Here is a 19,004-nt window from a genome sequence, read left to right as displayed (position 1 = left end):
CTCCCTTCTTTACCCCGGAGACGGTCCTGGCAACGTGATCGTGGTTAAACATAGAAAAAAAGAGGAGAGGTATTTAAAGCTTTTCTGAAGAACTTATGAATCTTAGCTCGACGTTTTCTGTGGATAGATCTCTACAGGCCTTGTTTTTAGCCATGTACAGAGAATCGTAACCCTGTCGGAAAACGGTGCTTTGATTGTGCCGGGCCTTCGGAAAAGCAGTGGATAAAAAGCCATGTTATCAACAGGCGAGTTATCAACAGGCTTGAGCCCAGGGTTGTGCATAGCCCTCAAGGGCAGTTATGCACAGGGCTTATTCACATGGGCTAAGCAGCATTCTGGCCAGTAAATGACTGATTTATCACTGCTCTGGAGGCAGACGCATGTGGATAAGTGTGCTGCCGCCCGGTACAATGGCCGCTTGTTTTTGCCTCGCCGGCCTTCAACGGCTTTCATATTCAGGGGATATCCGTGTCAGTGGAACTTTGGCAGCAGTGCGTGGAGCTTCTGCGCGATGAGCTGCCTACCCAGCAATTCAATACCTGGATCCGTCCGCTACAAGTCGAAGCCGAAGGCGACGAGTTGCGCGTCTATGCGCCCAACCGTTTCGTGCTCGACTGGGTCAACGAGAAATACCTGAGCCGCTTGCTCGAGCTGTTGGGGGAGCACGGCAACGGCGCCGTGCCCGCCCTTTCTCTATTAATAGGTAGCCGGCGCAGTTCCGCGCCTCGTGCAGCGCCGAATGCGCCTTTGGCTGCCGCAGTGGCGGCGTCCCAGGCGCAGGCCGCTGCCCAGGCGGCACAAGCCAAGGCGGCAGTGGTCAGCGAGCCAGTCAGTCAGGCGGCGCCGGTGGCACCACCTGCCGAACCTCAGGTGGAAGAATCGCCTTCGCGCGAAAGCTTCGATGCCATGGGTGGCGATACGCCGGCTGTAGCACCGGTTGCTGCCAATGGCCGCACCGAGCAGCGCACGGTCCAGGTCGAAGGCGCGCTGAAGCACACCAGCTACCTCAATCGCACCTTTACCTTCGAGAACTTCGTCGAAGGTAAATCCAACCAGTTGGCACGTGCTGCGGCCTGGCAGGTCGCCGACAATCCCAAGCATGGCTACAACCCCCTCTTCCTTTATGGAGGCGTTGGCCTGGGTAAGACTCACTTGATGCACGCTGTGGGTAACCACCTGCTCAAGAAGAACCCCAACGCCAAGGTGGTGTACCTGCACTCCGAGCGTTTCGTGGCGGACATGGTCAAGGCGCTGCAGTTGAACGCGATCAACGAGTTCAAGCGTTTCTACCGTTCGGTGGACGCGCTGCTGATCGACGACATCCAGTTCTTCGCTCGCAAGGAACGCTCGCAGGAAGAGTTTTTCCACACCTTCAACGCCTTGCTTGAAGGTGGCCAGCAGGTGATTCTCACCAGCGACCGCTATCCAAAGGAAATTGAAGGCCTGGAAGAACGCCTGAAATCGCGTTTCGGTTGGGGCCTGACCGTTGCGGTCGAGCCGCCGGAGCTGGAAACCCGCGTCGCGATCCTCATGAAGAAAGCCGATCAGGCCAAGGTCGACCTGCCCCATGACGCGGCCTTCTTCATCGCCCAGCGCATTCGCTCCAACGTGCGCGAGCTCGAAGGCGCGCTCAAGCGGGTCATCGCTCACTCGCACTTCATGGGACGCGATATCACCATCGAGCTGATCCGCGAATCCCTCAAGGACCTGCTGGCGCTTCAGGACAAGCTGGTGAGTGTGGATAACATCCAGCGCACCGTCGCCGAGTACTACAAGATCAAGATTTCCGATCTGCTGTCCAAGCGACGTTCCCGCTCGGTGGCTCGTCCTCGTCAGGTTGCCATGGCACTGTCGAAGGAACTCACCAACCACAGCCTGCCGGAAATCGGCGACGTTTTTGGCGGTCGCGATCACACAACCGTGTTGCACGCCTGCCGCAAGATCAACGAACTCAAGGAATCCGACGCGGATATCCGCGAGGACTACAAGAACCTGCTGCGGACCCTGACGACCTGATGTCAGCGCAGCTTTTCAAGGCAAGGGACTAGACCATGCATTTCACCATTCAACGCGAAGCCCTGTTGAAACCCCTGCAACTGGTCGCAGGCGTCGTCGAGCGCCGCCAGACCTTGCCAGTACTGTCCAACGTACTGCTGGTGGTTCAGGGTCAACAGCTTTCGCTGACCGGTACCGATCTGGAAGTCGAACTGGTTGGCCGCGTCCAACTGGAAGAGCCGGCCGAACCGGGCGAGATCACCGTTCCTGCGCGCAAGCTGATGGATATCTGCAAAAGCCTGCCTAACGACGCCCTGATCGACATCAAGGTGGACGAGCAGAAACTGCTGGTGAAGGCCGGTCGCAGCCGCTTTACCCTGTCGACTCTGCCAGCCAATGACTTCCCGACTGTGGAAGAAGGCCCGGGCTCGCTGACCTGCACCCTGGAGCAAAGCCGCCTGCGCCGCCTGATCGAGCGCACCAGCTTTGCCATGGCGCAGCAAGACGTTCGTTATTACCTCAACGGCATGCTGCTGGAAGTATCCACAGGCACCCTGCGTGCCGTGGCCACCGACGGTCACCGTCTGGCCATGTGCTCGATGAGCGCGGACATCGGCCAGGCTGATCGTCACCAGGTCATCGTTCCACGCAAAGGTATCCTCGAGCTGGCGCGTCTGCTCACTGAGCCGGACGGCACCGTCAGCATCGTGCTGGGTCAGCATCACATTCGTGCGACCACTGGCGAATTCACTTTCACCTCGAAGCTGGTGGATGGCAAGTTCCCGGATTACGAGCGCGTCCTGCCAAAAGGCGGCGACAAGCTGGTGCTGGGCGACCGTCAGGCATTGCGTGAAGCCTTCAGCCGTACCGCGATTCTGTCCAACGAGAAGTACCGTGGTATTCGTCTGCAACTGGCTGCCGGTCAGCTGAAGATCCAGGCAAACAACCCGGAGCAGGAAGAGGCGGAAGAGGAAATCAGCGTCGACTACAACGGTGGTTCGCTGGAAATCGGCTTTAACGTCAGCTATCTGCTGGACGTGCTGGGCGTAATGACTACGGAGCAAGTTCGTCTGATCCTGTCCGACTCCAACAGCAGTGCCCTGCTGCAGGAAGCCGGCAACGACGATTCTTCTTATGTCGTCATGCCGATGCGTCTGTGACCGACTGCCCTAGATGTCCTTAAGTCGTGTTTCGGTCACCGCGGTGCGCAACCTGCACCCGGTGACCTTCTCTCCCTCTCCGCGAATCAACATCCTCTACGGCGCCAACGGCAGCGGCAAAACCAGCGTGCTGGAAGCCATTCATCTGCTCGGCTTGGCCCGATCCTTCCGCAGTACTCGACTCAATCCGGTCATTCAATACGAAGAGGCCACTTGCACAGTATTCGGCCAGGTTGCATTGGAAGATGGTGCGTCGAGCAACCTGGGTGTTTCGAGGGAACGGCAGGGAGACTTCACTATTCGCATCGACGGGCAGAACGCCCGAAGCACTGCCCAGTTGGCGGAAATATTGCCGCTGCAACTCATCAACCCTGACAGTTTTCGCCTGCTGGAAGGTGCCCCTAAAATCCGTCGTCAGTTTCTCGATTGGGGTGTGTTCCACGTGGAACCACGTTTTATGGGAACCTGGCAGCGCTTGCAGAAGGCACTTCGGCAGCGAAACTCGTGGTTGCGACATGGTACACTTGACGCTATTTCCCAAGCGGCCTGGGACCGAGAATTGTGCTTGGCCAGTGCGGAAATCGACGAATTTCGCCGTAATTACATCAAAGCGTTGAAGCCTGTTTTCGAGCAGATCCTGAGCGAGCTGCTGCAGCTTGATGGGCTCACCCTGAGTTACTACCGCGGTTGGGACAAGGATCGAGAGCTGAGCGATGTGCTCGCCGCCTCCCTTCAGCGGGACCAGCAAATGGGGCATACCCAGGCAGGTCCACAACGTGCAGATCTGCGCCTCAGATTGGGCGCCAACAACGCTGCGGATATTTTGTCCCGCGGCCAGCAAAAGTTGGTGGTTTGTGCGCTGCGTATCGCCCAGGGGCACCTGGTCAGCCAGGCACGTCGCGGTCAATGTATTTACCTGGTGGATGACCTGCCGTCCGAGCTGGACGAGCAACACCGTCGTGCACTTTGCCGCTTGTTGGAAGACTTACGCTGCCAGGTATTTATCACCTGTGTAGATCACGAATTACTGAGGGAAGGCTGGCAGATGGATACGCCAGTTGCTCTGTTCCACGTGGAACAGGGCCGTATCACCCAGACCCACGACCATCGGGAGTGAAGGCATGAGCGAAAATCAAACGTACGACTCCTCCAGCATCAAGGTGCTGAAAGGGCTGGATGCCGTGCGCAAGCGTCCCGGTATGTACATTGGCGATACCGACGACGGTAGCGGCCTGCACCACATGGTGTTCGAGGTGGTCGACAACTCGATCGACGAAGCCCTCGCCGGTCACTGCGACGACATCACCGTCATCATTCATCCGGATGAATCCATCACTGTTCGCGACAACGGTCGCGGCATTCCGGTTGATGTGCACAAAGAAGAAGGTGTGTCCGCGGCTGAGGTCATCATGACCGTCCTGCACGCCGGTGGTAAGTTCGACGACAACTCCTACAAAGTTTCCGGCGGTCTGCACGGTGTGGGTGTTTCGGTAGTGAATGCCCTTTCTGAAGAACTGACCCTTACCGTTCGCCGTAGCGGCAAGATCTGGGAGCAGGTATACGTCCACGGTGTTCCACAAGCCCCGATGAAAATCGTTGGCGAGAGCGAAACCACGGGTACCCAGATCCACTTCAAACCTTCCGCCGAGACGTTCAAGAATATCCATTTCAGCTGGGACATCCTGGCCAAGCGGATTCGTGAATTGTCCTTCCTCAATTCCGGCGTCGGCATCATGCTGAAGGACGAGCGCACCGCCAAGGAAGAATTCTTCCGTTACGAAGGTGGTCTGCGTGCGTTCGTTGAATACCTCAACACCAATAAAACAGCGGTGAATCAGGTCTTCCACTTCAACGTCCAGCGTGAAGACGGTGTGGGCGTCGAAATCGCCCTGCAGTGGAACGACAGCTTCAACGAAAACCTGCTGTGCTTCACCAACAACATTCCTCAGCGCGACGGCGGTACTCACCTGGTGGGCTTCCGTTCCGCGCTGACGCGTAACCTGAACAACTACATCGAGCAGGAAGGTCTGGCCAAGAAAAACAAGGTCGCGACCACCGGCGACGATGCCCGTGAAGGTCTGACTGCGATTATTTCGGTGAAGGTGCCGGATCCGAAGTTCAGTTCGCAGACCAAGGACAAGCTGGTTTCTTCCGAAGTGAAGACCGCTGTCGAGCAGGAGATGGGCAAGTACTTCTCCGACTTCCTGCTGGAGAACCCGAACGAAGCCAAGGCGGTTGTCGGCAAGATGATCGATGCTGCCCGTGCCCGTGAAGCGGCACGCAAAGCGCGTGAAATGACTCGCCGCAAAGGTGCACTGGATATCGCCGGTTTGCCGGGCAAACTGGCGGACTGCCAGGAGAAGGACCCTGCCCTTTCCGAACTGTACCTGGTAGAGGGTGACTCCGCAGGTGGCTCGGCCAAGCAAGGTCGTAACCGCAAGACCCAGGCGATCCTCCCGCTGAAAGGCAAGATCCTCAACGTGGAGAAAGCCCGTTTCGACAAGATGATCTCGTCCCAGGAAGTAGGCACGCTGATCACTGCACTGGGCTGCGGTATCGGTCGGGAAGAGTACAACATCGACAAGCTGCGCTATCACAACATCATCATCATGACCGATGCTGACGTCGACGGTTCGCACATCCGCACCCTGCTGCTGACCTTCTTCTTCCGTCAGTTGCCGGAGCTGGTCGAGCGCGGCTACATCTATATCGCCCAGCCGCCGCTGTACAAGGTCAAGAAAGGCAAGCAAGAGCAGTACATCAAAGACGACGACGCCATGGAAGAATACATGACGCAGTCGGCCCTTGAAGATGCTGCGCTGTACCTTAGCGAGTCGTCTCCAGCGATTTCCGGCCCGGCGCTGGAAACGCTGGTCAATGAATTCCGTTCGGTCATGAAGACCCTCAAGCGCCTGTCGCGTCTGTACCCGCAGGAGCTGACCGAGCACTTCCTGTACCTGCCAGCGGTTTCGCTGGAACAGCTTTCCGACCACGGCAAGATGCAAGAATGGCTGGGCAAGTTCCAGGAACGCCTGAGCACCAGCGAGAAGTCCGGCCTGTTGTACAAGGCCAGTCTGCGTGAGGACCGCGAGCGCAATGTCTGGCTGCCGGAAGTGGAAATCACCTCCCATGGCCTGGCGAGCTACGTCACCTTCAACCGCGACTTCTTCGGCAGTAACGACTACCGCACCGTCACTGCACTGGGCGCTCAGCTCAGTTCGCTGCTGGAAGACGGCGCCTATGTTCAGCGTGGTGAGCGCAAGAAAGCCATCAGTGAGTTCAAGGAAGGTCTGGACTGGCTGATGACCGAAAGCACCAAGCGTCACACCATCCAGCGATACAAAGGTCTCGGCGAAATGAACCCGGACCAGCTGTGGGAAACCACCATGGACCCGAGCGTTCGTCGCATGCTCAAGGTGACCATCGAAGACGCGATCGCTGCTGATCAGATCTTCAACACCCTGATGGGCGATGCGGTGGAACCACGTCGTGAGTTCATCGAAAGCAACGCGCTGTCTGTGGCCAACCTCGATTTCTGAGTGTTTGTAGGTTCACAGAAAAGCTGCACGCTTTCACAAATAGATGACCGGCCGGGCTTCAACCATGGCCCCTGTCGGTCACCATCAAGCCCGCCTTCGCGGGCTTTTTTTTGCCTGGAATTCCTGCCGGGGCGCCCTACTCCGCTCATTGGAAAATGATGCAGATGGGGGGATTTGAGGAAGTGATTTGATGGGGCGCTGGAAGTGCTGAGAGGGTCGGCGGGCGGATCTGAGCAGCAGAGAGATTGAGAGGACTTTAAAACTAATATTTGAACACCTTAATAGTTAATTAAGCGTACGTGTTAAGTATTAATTTGAACAATTTAGTATGGAAATGGAATTTGGTGGAAGTTGCCATTTTGGATTTTTTGTAGATTTCGAAGGGATGTTGGAATAAGATCTATGACCAACTTTTCCGCTTTGCACTGAAGATTTTCAGCCAAATCAGCTGTTTGAAGCGAGAGCTTCAGACCTGATCCAAATTGCTCCAGCGATCACGAAGTGGCCGTTTAGAAATAAAGAGAGCAAGCCGATTGCTTTAGATTCTGATCAGTCATGAGAGTCATGACCAATGAGAGAAAAGGAGACCTGAAAATGTAGAAAAACGCGATCAATCCCGAGAGGACTGACCGCGCTTAGCGAAGCAGACTTGCGTCCTCAGAACCCGCAATGTCTGCTTTTTCGAAGCGACTGTCAATCCTCTCCCATTTTTTCGACCTTAGCGAGGTTACTCGACGGCACAGTGTTGCCTGTCGAAAGGCCTCACTTCGCCCGCCCTGCGCCTTGATTTTTTGGCGCAGCGTCGGCGCTCGTTTCGAGATTTTCGGAGGTGTTTCATGACAGTACGAAAGGTGGTCACGCGGCGGTCCAACCATTACCGCGGCTACTTCCCATCGCTCAAAAATAAAAAGCCTGTGCCCTGGGAGTCCCAGCTCGAAGGCGCTCTTTTTCGGCTTCTTGAGCTGTCTCCTGCGGTCATCGGCTACGTCCCGCAGCCCAGTGAGGAACGTGTTCCATCGCTCCAGGGCTACTTCAAATATTACCCAGACGTACAGGTTTTCCTCGCGGATGGGCGCGAGTGGTGGTTTGAAGTGAAGCCTCACGACCGACTGAAGATTGCCAGCGTCAGGCAGCGACTGGATGCCGCTGAGCGCTACTTCAACGCCACTGCCCGTAACTTTTCGGTGATCACTGAAAAGTTAATTGAAGCTGAACCCCTGGCTACCAATCTTAGAAGGCTGATGTATCACCGGCGCGGTCCAGAGCTTTCGCATCAGGCGTTGGAGGAGGTAATGGCGACCTTCAACGAATGGCCGCCTATGACCGTTGCAGATCTGCTCTACGTGGTTGGTGAGGGGAAAGCCTGGCGCTTGTTAGGCCTTGGGGTGGTGGGCATTGACCTTGATAGGTCAATTGACACTGACTCCCCGGTCTTCCTGCAAGGGGGGCACCGTCATGCAAACCTTTTCCCTTAGGGTGAAATTGGTCGTCATCGTTCGTGGCGTACTGATGGTGCTTGAGAAGAGGCTTATTGACCGGAAGCTGCTCTTTTTCGATGAGCTTGGTGAGCCCACGAAGCTATCCGAGAAGGAGTTCTATGAGGCCTACGAGAAGCGCGAGATCGAGATCTCCGCTGATCAGCCATACCTTGGGAGGGTTCCGTATGTGCGGAACGTCCCTCCAGATATTTCATGCTTCCCCAAAAAACATGGAGATGAGGCATTGCGTCGACGCAAGTATCTGGACGACCTAACTAAGCGCGGTAAATACAAGCTACCGGGTGACGAAGACATGATCAAGAAGCTTAGAGATATCGCCAAAAAGATTGGGGATGCGTGCGCACCCTCGGTTTCCACTATTCGACGTTGGGCAGCCAAATACATTGGCCAGAACGTAGTAAAGCTTATCCCTCAGCATGCCAAAAAGGGTCGGGCTGCCGCGATACAGGGAGAGCTCGAAGTTATTCTTGAAGGGGTGATTAATAAAACCTACCTGCAGGATACGATTCCAGCGGTCAGCGTGGTCGTTTCAGAATTCGAGGATCAGATAAAAGAGAGGAACAAAAGTCGTTTGCCTTCGGATCAGCTCAAGATCCCAAGCGGAATGACTGTCCGAAGGTACATCGCCAAGCTGGATCCGTACCTTGTGGATAAGGAGAGGCTCGGAAAACACGCAGCAGACAAGAAGCACCGTGTTGCGGCGGGTGTCCTACGTGTCCATGAGATTTTGGAACGTTGGGAAATTGATCACACCTTGTTGGACGTCCAGCTTGTGGATGAAACCTCGGGGCTGTGCATTGGGCGCCCCTATCTGACGATCGTCCTCGACCGCTTCTCTCGAATGGTGATGGGATATTTGCTCCACCTGTCGGCGCCAAATACGGAAACCGTGCTTCGTGTGATCGAACGCTCAATCCGTCCAAAAGCCGAATTGCTGAAGCGCTTTCCGAAAGTGAGAAATGAATGGTGGGCACGTGGGCTGCCGGCTCGAATAGTCCCAGACAACGCAGCGGAATTTCACGCGGGCGATCTCATCATGGGATTCAACGAGTTGGGTATCGAGATCATGTATCCCGCTTCAAGGGCCCCTCAAAGGAAAGGTGCCGTCGAACGCTTTTTCAGCACACAGAACCTGGGGCTTATCCACAACCTCCCGGGTACCACCTTCTCGAATATCCAGCAGCGTGGCGATTACGACTCGGAGAAGAATGCATGTTTCACGCTCCCTCAATTGGAGGCGGTGGTAGTGAAATGGATCGTCGATGGTTACCACCAGACTCCTCATCGGGGGCTGGACAACAGAACACCGGCTCAAGTCTGGGGGACTAGCGAGGCGAACCATGTCATCAGCCTTCCCGTCGACCTGGACTCGTTGGAGTGCATTCTGGCCAAGCGGGCCTCGGTGAAGGTTCACCATTACGGCATCGAGGTTGCCAAAGTGGGCTACCACTCTACGGAACTTGCTGAGCTCCGTATGCGTTTGGCAGACGGAGAAAAGGTAAACGTCCGCTATCGAGACGAAGCCGGGCACGTTTGGGTTCACGACCGCTTCAGAAACTTGTTCTTCAAAGTGCCCGCCAAAGATGAGCGAATGGCCGGTAAGAGCAGGGAGGTGTGGAAGGCTGCCGAGAAAGCGCTGCGAGAAAAATATAATGAGCAGCCTAGCTTCGAGGCTACGCACAGGTGCTACCAGGAAATTATGGAAGATGCAGACGAGGCCCGCCGTTCGCAGACGCTCAGAAAACGACGCGCAGCTGCCATAGCGAAAATCGACAAGGAGGGTCGAGTGACCGAAAGCACGCCTCCACCCAAGGTACTCGCTGAAGTGGAATGGACCGGTGACTCTATTCCTAACATTCCGCCAGCAGCCTTCAAGGTCTCGGTTCGTCGCCCTGCTGGGAGTTCTAAGCCATGAACGCCATCAATCTGTACGAATGCTACGAGCATGGTGAATACAGCTTTACGCTCCGCGATCGTTTTATTCACAGCCCTCAAGTCGAGCGAGCGTTGACGCGACTAGGCGATATCCACGGCGATAGTCGGCGTACCAGAGCAAGTAAAGGGTTGCTGATCCAAGGTCCAAGCGGAGTGGGCAAGAGCACATTGGTCAAGGAGTACATTCGGTCATTGGAGGAATTGGAGAGCCATGACCCACAGAAGCGGACAGTTCTGTTCGTCGAGATGCCTTCGTCTCCAACCAAAAAGAACCTGGCAGCAGCCATTTTGGCAGAGCTGAAGGATCCCTTCGCAGAGGCACGAGGACATTCGGCAGAGGTTAAATTTGCGCGAGTAGTCCTGCTGCTGAAGAACCTTGGCGTGGAGATGTTGGTCCTCGATGAGGCGCAGCACCTGGTCGATTATCGTCGTAATGGTGCGTATGAGGCAGCAGACTGGATCAAGAGTCTGATGAATGAAACCAGTATCGCGTTTGTTCTGATTGGGCTGAAGCGCACCGAAAATCTCCTGCTAGCAAACGAGCAACTGCGACGCAGGTTTTCGGCCACGGTGGCATACGATCGCTTCACCTTCTCCGCTAATACGTCTCTTCATTTCGTGATGTTGTTGCAGGCAATCGAGGGCGAACTGCCTGTTCAAACCATCAGTTTTGTAGAGCCAGCGATGATTAAACGCTTCTACCTGGCTTCCTATGGATTGATCGACTACCTCATCAAGATTGTGGACAGGGCTGTTTGGCTGGTTCAAGTCCAGGACCTTGTCGGGATTGAACTTCCTGTGCTGGCCCAGGCTTTTGAAGACGAGGTTTGGAGCTACGCCACCGAGGATCGAAACCCCTTCAGTGCGAGCTTCAATTTCCAGCCTCTGTTCGGGAAGCGGGAGCCGTTTGAGACGTTCGAAGAGAGCAGTACCTGACGGCCAAGGGCCGGGCTTATCGGCCCGGCTCTACTCCCCTGATTTTTATGTCTTCGATTTCATGGATGTGTAGGAATGTTTGGTCTTTTAATCAACCCACGACCACACCAAGACGAAAGTCTTTTGGGGTACCTGCAGCGCCTGGCGAAAGCCAACGGATTACCCAGAAAGGAACTGCTCACCGCCTTTGCACGAGCCGACGAGACCGATGTTGCGGACTGGCTGCAGATGATGGAAGGACCACTGAGCTGGCCTGCGGTATCTGCTGAGTTTCGTGATCCAAGGCCCAAGGGGGTCAAGTTATGGACGACTCATCACGCTCGTTACTGTCCGATCTGTTTGGGCGAAGCCGGTTATTGGAGAGAAAGCTGGGGCTTGACCCTGGTTACGACGTGTTCTGTCCACGGCACTGAACTCCACGGGCGGTGCCCCAACTGTCTGAAGGAAACCGATCCAAGCGCAATGAGTGCGAATAGTTGCCAAGCGTGTGGCACCTCATTGAGTGGGACCAATTTTGAGATCGCGCCGGCGAGTGATACGGCCGCCTGGCTCACCTCTGGCTTTGAAGATAGGTTTTACGCCGACTCGTTGCCAGCTGACGCGGGATTGGCGGCCCTCACCTACGAACAGTTTCACGAGTTGTCATCGCGTCTCGCTGTCAGAAGTTTGCCTACGGAAAGAACCCAGCCGCTGAAGGTTGCTGATTCGGGTTCGCTAGAGATATCGCGGCTTATGGCAAACGCGGCGGGCGTGGTTCTCATGAACTGGCCTCTCGCATTCAGAGAACTGCTGAGTGGCCTCAAGGCAGTCCATTCCGATAACGAACATTGGACGCTCAGCAGATCGTTCGGCCCGATATACCACGACATCCACCGTGATCTGGATGACTCTTGTTTTGACTTTCTTCGTCGAGAGTTCGAATCATTTCTGCAGCATGCGTGGGAAGCACCGTTAGCGAAGCGAAATCGCAATTTGAGTGAGGAGACGATTGAGAGACATCGTTGGGTGTCGTTCGATTCTGCTGCTGAAGCTTGTGGTCTCGGGGTATCAGTCATAAAACGCCTTCATCAGGAGGGACAAATCGCCTATCGGGAGAAGGTCCATGAAGATCGAGTCTTTACGGTCGTGGACCTGGATCATTTGAAGGCAATCTCGCAGCATCTCCAGGGCGTGGCTGATATGAAAGAAACCTCGACTTTGCTAAGCCTCTGTCGCAATCGGGTTAGGCAGCTGCTAGCTGGTGGTACCCTCCAGTTCTTTGGTGGAGAACCGCGCCCAGGCGAAAGGTGGCTGATTGACTGCCGCTCGATCAACGAATTGATTGATGAGAAGCTGCCTACCAGCTCTGACCAGAGCCTGGTGTCGATCAACTACTTGGCCAAGCATTCTCTGCCCAAGGGGGGTGGGTTGGTCGAGTTGGTTCAGGCAATACGTGCAGGTGAACTTCGCGCTTACGGCCCAGCTGAGAATGGCTCGGTTGCGGTAGGGGCGTGGTTACTCAAGCCGCAAGATTTTGCAGCGTGGCAACAAGCCCGAGCTGAGAACAAGAGTCCGGTCTTTCCCGGCCTGTCGGTAGTCAAGGCTGCTGCGCTGTTAGGCGTCAAAGAACAATGCGCATACGCGTTCGTTCGACTGGGTCTGCTATGGAGCACTGCTGTCGAACGAGGCCGGCGTACGCAATTGATGGTTAAGCCTCAAGCCATCGACAGATTCAGGCGTGGCTATATCTTGGGACCGGAGATTGCGGTGTATTTGGGGAAGTCGACCAGGGAGGCGTTCAAGCACCTTTGGGAGGCCAGGTTTCGCCCCGTTGCGGGGCCATCCATTCCAAACGCGGCTTGCCGGCAGTACGTTTGGGTAAGAAGCAAAAAGCTGATCGATTACCTCGCAAGTGAAGCCGCCCAGATCGACGATCCTGAAGCCATCACGTTTTTATCCACACCGATCGCTCAGCCTCGTGATTGCCGATTCAGGCATGTGGGATCAAGATAGTTAGCACGCTTTCTTTCTTGATTGCTAAAATCATCGAACCCATTTTGGAGAATCTTATGTCCCGTCTCGCTGAATTCCGCCTGCTCGAACAACAGCTCGCAGCCCAACTGGCGGAGCTGGAAGCGCTGAAAAATGACTCTGCCCTGAAGCAGGAAATGGAATTTGAAACGAAGCTGCGCAGTTTGCTCAACGAGTATGGCTACGGCCTGCGCCAAGTGGTGCTGATCCTCGATCCGCAAGCGGTGGCTTCCACTGATATGGCCCCAAAAACCTCTCGGAAACCACGCGAAGTGAAGGTCTACAAGAATCCACACAGCGGAGAGGTTGTTGAGACCAAGGGTGGTAATCAGCGTACGCTTAAGGCCTGGAAAAACGAGTATGGCGCTGAGGTAGTCGAGTCTTGGCTCGCCAATTGATTGCACTGCAGGCGGCTTCTGGCACGAGATGAATCGTGGTGCGCCCCGAATGCAAATTCCCATTCTGGGGCGTGACGAAATTTTCTGCGGGTGGTGGATTTAGAGAATTAAAACTGTCGCTAGAGGGTCCCGTCTTTCGCGGCCTGCAGCCATTTGGAGAGGAAACGCAAAACTGTCGCAATCACCCAAAACGCCGGTTCAGACTGATTCGCTAGAGAATTAAAACTGTCGCAGCCTGAAACGACGCGGCTTTCACGTGTATTCAGAGCCATCATTATCGATAGCCTGCTTACAAACATGTAATTCCTGGATCACGTGGATGACAGCTCCCAGTCGGTAAGCTTCACTCATGTCTTCATGGAGTAACAGAAATGAACACCGCTAAAAGCATTGCCGCCCTCATGCTCGTAATCGCCTCCTCATCCGCTTTAGCTGAAGGAGGATCTGATCGCTTACACGGAAAGATGATTCAGGCAAATGAGCAAGCAATGCGTGCCTACGCCGCTGCCAATGGAAAAAAACCACCTGAAGTGATCCATTATCGCTACGGAATGAAACTGGATGTGGCGAGAGTTATCAGTATGACTTCGCTCAAAGGTAGCTGCGACGTGATGCCGACACAGATGAATTACGAGGACTCAACAGGTGAGTTGAAAATCCTCGAATATCGCTCTGCTGGAATTAACTGTAGAGGTCAAAACTGACCGAAGGGACAGGGTAAGTCTTGGAGTAAGCTGACCACGACCAGCGCTGCAGCTGGTCGGCTGGCCGGCAGAAGCCCTTCCCCCGGGGCATCTTGCATTACGTGTCAGGATAACTGGCAACTACTTGATCGTCCCCACTCTTGGTGAGGCCGATGACTTGATAGGCGTGTTTCATGCCATCAACCTCCATACCTGGTGAGCCAGCGGGCATGCCAGGTACCGCGACGCCTGCCAGGTCGTTGCGCTTTATGAGCTCCTGCACCTGGGCTGCGGGGACGTGACCTTCCACAAACTTGCCATCGATAACCGCGGTGTGACACGAAGCCAGCCTCGGAGCTACTCCTAGCTCTTGCTTCACCGCCCTCATGTCCGTTTCAACGTGGTCGACGACCTTGAAGCCGTTTGCCTCCAAGTGCGCTATCCATTTCTTACAGCAACCGCAATTAGCGTCCCGGTGCACATCGATAGTCAGGGGCTCCGCAGCAAAGGCGGCTGAGGCGATTAGAAGTGACGCTGCGGTACTTAAACCGAGGAAGCGGCGCTTACTTGTCATGAGTGTGCTCCTTCCCGTCTTTGTGCACATGGGTTTTGGGAGTAGAACCTGTGTGGTGGTCCGAGTGCGCCTCGCCGGACTCGTGTTCACCGTGGTGCTCCGCTACTGATGAAGACTCCGAATGCGAACTGCCATGATCATGACTTTCCTCAGCCACGCCGTTTGCTGCGGAATCATCATGATTTCCATGACCTGATTTCGCACCACCGTGTTGGCCTTCATGGTTATGCATATCGCTTTCGCCACCGCCATGTTGGTGACCACCACTGGAAGCGACCATCATCTGGTACTGCTCAGCATTGAGTTGCGGTAGCTGGTCCAGGAACGCGACGATTCCCCAGATGTACTGGTCGTCCATGCTCTTACCCCAGGCTGGCATGCCTGTCGCTTTGATACCGTGCTTGATGGTCCAAAACGCAGCAGCAGGGTCACCGCTTACACCTATCTCGGTGAGGTTTGGTGGGGATGGGTATAGGGCTTGGCTGAGTTCAGTTTTCTCCACCCCTGGCGCGAGGTGGCAACCGATACACATGGCGTTGTAGTTGCCTGCCCCTGCTTGGATGAGAGCAGGATCTTTAAGGTTTGGCACCTCAATGTCGCTTGCTCGGACTTCAATCGAGCGATCCCGCGCCATGGCCAAAAACGCATGCACAGCGGGGAAGTGTGGGTCGTCCGCACCAACGTTCACGAGACCGAAGTAAGCAGCACCTAGCACTGCTGCGCTAGTAACAGCACCTGCCGCCACCAGCGTTGTAATTGTTTTTTTCATGTTGAGTTCTCAAAACCACATCCGAATACCGGCCACAAAACGAGCTTCGTCCACGTCCCCGCCTTCATCCCGAATGAAATCGGCGGTTTTGCCGTAGGAACGGCTCCAGGTGACACCTATGTATGGCGCGAACTGGCGAACAATCTCGTACCGTAACCGCAGCCCGACTTCGGTGTTTGCCAGGCCAGAGCCGACGCCGCGTTCCGGGTCGTTCTTGCCATAAAAGTTGGCCTCAGCGGTTGGCTGAAGAATTAAACGATTGGTTAGCAAGATGTCGTACTCGCCCTCCAGACGGGCAGCGGTTTGACCGTTCTCGCCGATAAAGGCGGTGGCTTCAGCTTCGAAGTCATACAGGGCCAGGCCCTGAATACCGAACGCAGCCCAGGTCTGCGGATCCTCCGGTTTGAAATCCTGCCGGACGCCGGCGACAACATCCCACCACGGGCTTACCGAGCGGCCATAGAGGAGCTGCAGCTCAGCATCTTCAGTCACACCATTGGTTCGTTCACCTTCCGAGCGAATCCAGAGCCTATTGATATCGCCGCCCACCCAGCCGGATGCATCCCAAGCAAGCGTGCTACCTTCATCGGCATCTTGGTATTCCAGTTGGTCTAGCAAGAAAAAGCTGTTGAACCCGCTGTCATCCATTTTGTGCCCGTCAAGCGGGGGGAAGGCAGCCTGCCGGTCGGCATCAGTCAGCACCGGGATTGGCGTACGGCTGGTCGGGGTCGGCGAATCAGCGTTCCCGTTTCCCATCGTGGAATGACCCATCGCGCCATGATCCATGCCTTCCATGGACCCGTGATCCATGCCTTTCATGCTTCCATGGTCCATCTTGCTGTGGTCCATCGAGGCGGGTTTCGCTTTGGGCTGGCCATGGCCCATTTTGCTGTGATCAACGGGTGCAGGTTGCGTGGGTTGCTTGCTCGCGCCCATCTGGCTGTGGTCCATGCCCGGCATCGCAGCCTGTGATGAGGCGTGGTCCATCTGCATGGCACCGTGGCCCATTGCCGAGTGGTCCATTCCGGAATGATCCATTTCAGCGGCGAAGCTGGGCGAAACGCCCAGCACACCTAAAGAAACGGCGAATGCCAGCAGCGATGGTCGTGCAACGCTATTGGCCATTTTTCCCTGCCTTAGCTTTGTCGCTGCCATGCGATTCCATCATTTTGCTGTGATCCATTCCTTCCATGGAACCATGATCCATGCCCTCCATAGAGCCATGATCCATGCCTTTCATGGAGCCGTGATCCATGCCTTCATGGTTCATGCCCTGGGCTTGCTTGCTCTTCGAGCCGTTCGATTGCGCCGCGTTGGACGACTTTTGAGAGTGCTGATCATGGTTGTCACTGGACCAGGAAGACGGGGCGTACACCGCGAGCAGGCCAACCATCGCGGCAGAGAGGAAAAAGGCGCTTCGTTTCATTGGTTTGCTCATCTCGTATCTCCAGTTCATTCGTCCACGCGGACTTCTCGGAACATGCCCATCTCCATGTGGTACATGAGGTGACAGTGATAGGCCCAGCGCCCGAGTGCATCTGCGGTTACGCGATAGCTTCGTTTCGAGCCAGGCGGCATATCGATCGTGTGTTTTCGCACCATGAAATTGCCGTCCTCATCCTCCAGGTCACTCCACATGCCGTGCAGATGGATGGGGTGAGTCATCATGGTGTCGTTGACCAAGGTAATACGCAGGCGCTCGCCGTACTTGAGCCGCAGCGGCTCTGCGTCAGAAAACTTGATCCCATCGAAGGACCAAGCGAACTTTTCCATATGCCCGGTAAGGTGCAGTTCGATTGTCCGGCCAGGTTCCCGGCCGTCAGGGTCGATGAAGGTGCTACGCAAATCCGAATACGTGAGAACCCGACGCCCGTTATCGCGAAGCCCGATCCCCGGATCGCTCAGCTTTGGCGTAGGGGTCATGGTCTGCATATCGACCAGAGGGTTGTTTGTTTCGGAGGCGGGATGGTTCTGCATGGCACCGCTGGCGGCCATATTGCTTTGGTCCATACCGGTCATGTTGCCGTGGTCCATGCCAGCCATCTTGCTATGGTCCATACCGGCCATGCTGCCGTGGTCCATGCCAGCCATCTTGCTATGGTCCATACCGGCCATGCTGCCGTGGTCCATGCCAGCCATCTTGCTATGGTCCATACCGGCCATGCTGCCGTGGTCCATGCCAGCCATCTTGCTATGGTCCATACCGGCCATGCTGCCGTGGTCCATGCCAGCCATCTTGCTGTGGTCCATACCGGCCATGCTGCCGTGATCCATGCCACCCATGCTGCCGTGGTCCATCCCCATATCACTCATGGAGATGAGAGGCCTTGGATCTACAGCCGGCACCGGTGCCTGCAGGCCCTCACGGACAGCCAAGGTACCCCTTGAATAGCCGGTGCGATCCATGGATTGAGCAAAGATGGTGTAAGCCTGCTCGTTTTCAGGCTCGACAATGACATCGTAGGTTTCAGCAACGGCAATCCGGAATTCATCGATCGACACTGGCTTAACGTACTGACCGTCGGCTGCGACAACCGTCATTTTCAAGCCGGGGATCCGCACGTCGAAATAGGTCATCGCCGAGCCATTGATAAAGCGAAGCCGGATTTTCTCCCCTGGCTTGAAGATTCCCGTCCAGTTCCCATTTGGCGCCTGGCCGTTCATGAGGTAGGTGTAGGTGTGCCCGCTCACGTCAGCGAGATCGGTTGGGCTCATCTTCATCTCGGCCCACATCTTTCGATCGGCCACAGCAGCAGACCAACCTTTCTCGCTCACGTCGTCGACGAAGTCGCCAACGGTGCGCTTGTGGAAGTTGTAATAGTCCGACTGTTTTTTGAGCTTGGACATAACCCGCGCCGGGTCTTCGTCGGTCCAATCACTCAGCATGACGACATAGTCACGATCGTAGGTGAAAGGCTCTGGATCCTTGGCATCAATCACCAGCGCACCGTAAACACCGACCTGCTCCTGGAAGCCCGAATGGCTGTGGTACCAGTAGGTGCCGTTCTGGTGGACCTTGAACTTGTACTCGTACATGCCGTCGGGAGCGATGCCATGGAAGCTTAGACCCGGCACGCCGTCCATATTCGCCGGCAGGATGATGCCGTGCCAGTGGATGGACGTGTCCTGCTTCAAGCGGTTGCGAACCCGTAGCGTGACCGTGTCGCCTTCGCGCCAACGGAGTATTGGTCCTGGCAGCGAACCGTTGATGGCCATCGCCGTTCGAGCTGCCCCGGTAATGTTCACCGGGAGCTCCCCGATGTACAGGTCAAAATCGGTGCCGGTCAGTACGTTAGGCTGGCCAGGGCTGGTTACGGCCCAGACCGGCGCGCGCCACATGCCCAGCCCACCCAGTAGTCCGGTAGCAGCCAGGCCTTTGACGAATGAACGTCTCGTGGTTTTGCTTTGCATGCCGTTGCGTCCAATCAGGTAGATCGCTGATATCCAGACTGCGGGATCCGCAGCCATCTGGTTTCAATTGAGCTCCCCCAAGCCTCGTAGACTTT

General features: G+C 55.7%; 15 protein-coding genes. 10 read left to right on the top strand and 5 right to left on the bottom strand.

Translation table 11 applies throughout. The features are described from left to right. The first annotated feature begins 468 nt into the window (after nt 1–468). The 10 genes from dnaA to AC05QJ_RS00945 all read left to right on the top strand — a co-directional run bounded on the left by dnaA (nt 469) and on the right by AC05QJ_RS00945 (nt 14,176). Nucleotides 469–2,016, top strand: coding sequence for a chromosomal replication initiator protein DnaA (dnaA, locus tag AC05QJ_RS00990; protein ID WP_476745156.1), 1,548 nt, complete (start codon nt 469–471; stop codon nt 2,014–2,016). A gap of 35 nt (nt 2,017–2,051) precedes the next feature. After that, a complete protein-coding gene (gene dnaN, locus AC05QJ_RS00985; protein WP_042121660.1) occupies nt 2,052–3,155 on the top strand; it encodes a DNA polymerase III subunit beta in 1,104 nt (367 codons plus the stop codon). 13 nt (nt 3,156–3,168) lie between these two features. Continuing rightward, nucleotides 3,169–4,272 carry a DNA replication/repair protein RecF gene (gene recF / locus AC05QJ_RS00980; RefSeq protein ID WP_476745155.1) on the top strand — a complete coding sequence of 368 codons (1,104 nt, stop codon included), beginning with the start codon at nt 3,169–3,171 and terminating at the stop codon, nt 4,270–4,272. A 4-nt stretch (nt 4,273–4,276) separates the two neighbouring features. Continuing rightward, complete coding sequence (gyrB, locus tag AC05QJ_RS00975; RefSeq protein ID WP_476745154.1) at nt 4,277–6,694, top strand: DNA topoisomerase (ATP-hydrolyzing) subunit B; 2,418 nt, start codon at nt 4,277–4,279, stop codon at nt 6,692–6,694. Between the two features lie 836 nt (nt 6,695–7,530). Then, entirely contained in the window at nt 7,531–8,169 is a 639-nt protein-coding gene (locus tag AC05QJ_RS00970) for a TnsA endonuclease N-terminal domain-containing protein (RefSeq protein ID WP_011953077.1), read from the top strand. After that, a complete protein-coding gene (locus tag AC05QJ_RS00965; protein ID WP_011953078.1) occupies nt 8,150–10,108 on the top strand; it encodes a DDE-type integrase/transposase/recombinase in 1,959 nt (652 codons plus the stop codon). Before AC05QJ_RS00970 ends, AC05QJ_RS00965 begins: the two co-directional genes overlap by 20 nt. Beyond that, on the top strand, nt 10,105–11,064 hold the full coding sequence (locus AC05QJ_RS00960; RefSeq protein WP_010951429.1) for a TniB family NTP-binding protein: 960 nt from the start codon (nt 10,105–10,107) through the stop codon (nt 11,062–11,064). Before AC05QJ_RS00965 ends, AC05QJ_RS00960 begins: the two co-directional genes overlap by 4 nt. Nucleotides 11,065–11,139: 75 nt before the next feature. Then, nucleotides 11,140–13,056, top strand: a complete 1,917-nt coding sequence (locus AC05QJ_RS00955) for a TniQ family protein (protein WP_010951430.1) — start codon at nt 11,140–11,142, stop codon at nt 13,054–13,056. A 56-nt stretch (nt 13,057–13,112) separates the two neighbouring features. Continuing rightward, nucleotides 13,113–13,472 (top strand): histone-like nucleoid-structuring protein, MvaT/MvaU family, encoded by a 360-nt coding sequence (locus AC05QJ_RS00950; RefSeq protein ID WP_010951431.1) that lies wholly within the window; start codon nt 13,113–13,115, stop codon nt 13,470–13,472. 371 nt (nt 13,473–13,843) lie between these two features. Beyond that, nucleotides 13,844–14,176, top strand: a complete 333-nt coding sequence (locus AC05QJ_RS00945; protein WP_011953079.1) for a DUF2790 domain-containing protein — start codon at nt 13,844–13,846, stop codon at nt 14,174–14,176. 97 nt (nt 14,177–14,273) lie between these two features. On the opposite strand, the gene AC05QJ_RS00940 is transcribed toward AC05QJ_RS00945, so the two are convergent. From AC05QJ_RS00940 to AC05QJ_RS00920, 5 genes are read right to left on the bottom strand one after another with little or no spacing between them, the layout of a single operon-like run. Next, the gene (locus AC05QJ_RS00940; protein WP_011953080.1) at nt 14,274–14,729 is read right to left on the bottom strand and encodes a DUF411 domain-containing protein; all 456 of its coding nucleotides are present in this window, start codon (nt 14,727–14,729) and stop codon (nt 14,274–14,276) included. Continuing rightward, nucleotides 14,719–15,498 (bottom strand): c-type cytochrome, encoded by a 780-nt coding sequence (locus tag AC05QJ_RS00935; protein ID WP_011953081.1) that lies wholly within the window; start codon nt 15,496–15,498, stop codon nt 14,719–14,721. Before AC05QJ_RS00935 ends, AC05QJ_RS00940 begins: the two co-directional genes overlap by 11 nt. 9 nt (nt 15,499–15,507) lie before the next feature. Continuing rightward, entirely contained in the window at nt 15,508–16,623 is a 1,116-nt protein-coding gene (locus AC05QJ_RS00930; protein WP_011953082.1) for a copper resistance protein B, read from the bottom strand. Next, nucleotides 16,613–16,936 (bottom strand): hypothetical protein, encoded by a 324-nt coding sequence (locus AC05QJ_RS00925; protein ID WP_012269845.1) that lies wholly within the window; start codon nt 16,934–16,936, stop codon nt 16,613–16,615. Before AC05QJ_RS00925 ends, AC05QJ_RS00930 begins: the two co-directional genes overlap by 11 nt. Before the next feature lie 14 nt (nt 16,937–16,950). Continuing rightward, nucleotides 16,951–18,909: a copper resistance system multicopper oxidase gene (locus AC05QJ_RS00920; protein WP_012269846.1), complete on the bottom strand. Its 1,959-nt coding sequence runs from the start codon at nt 18,907–18,909 to the stop codon at nt 16,951–16,953. Nucleotides 18,910–19,004 lie beyond the last annotated feature (95 nt).

It is taken from the genome of Pseudomonas sp. TUM25319 (assembly GCF_056388475.1).
This window is presented reverse-complemented; position numbering and strand designations above follow the sequence as displayed.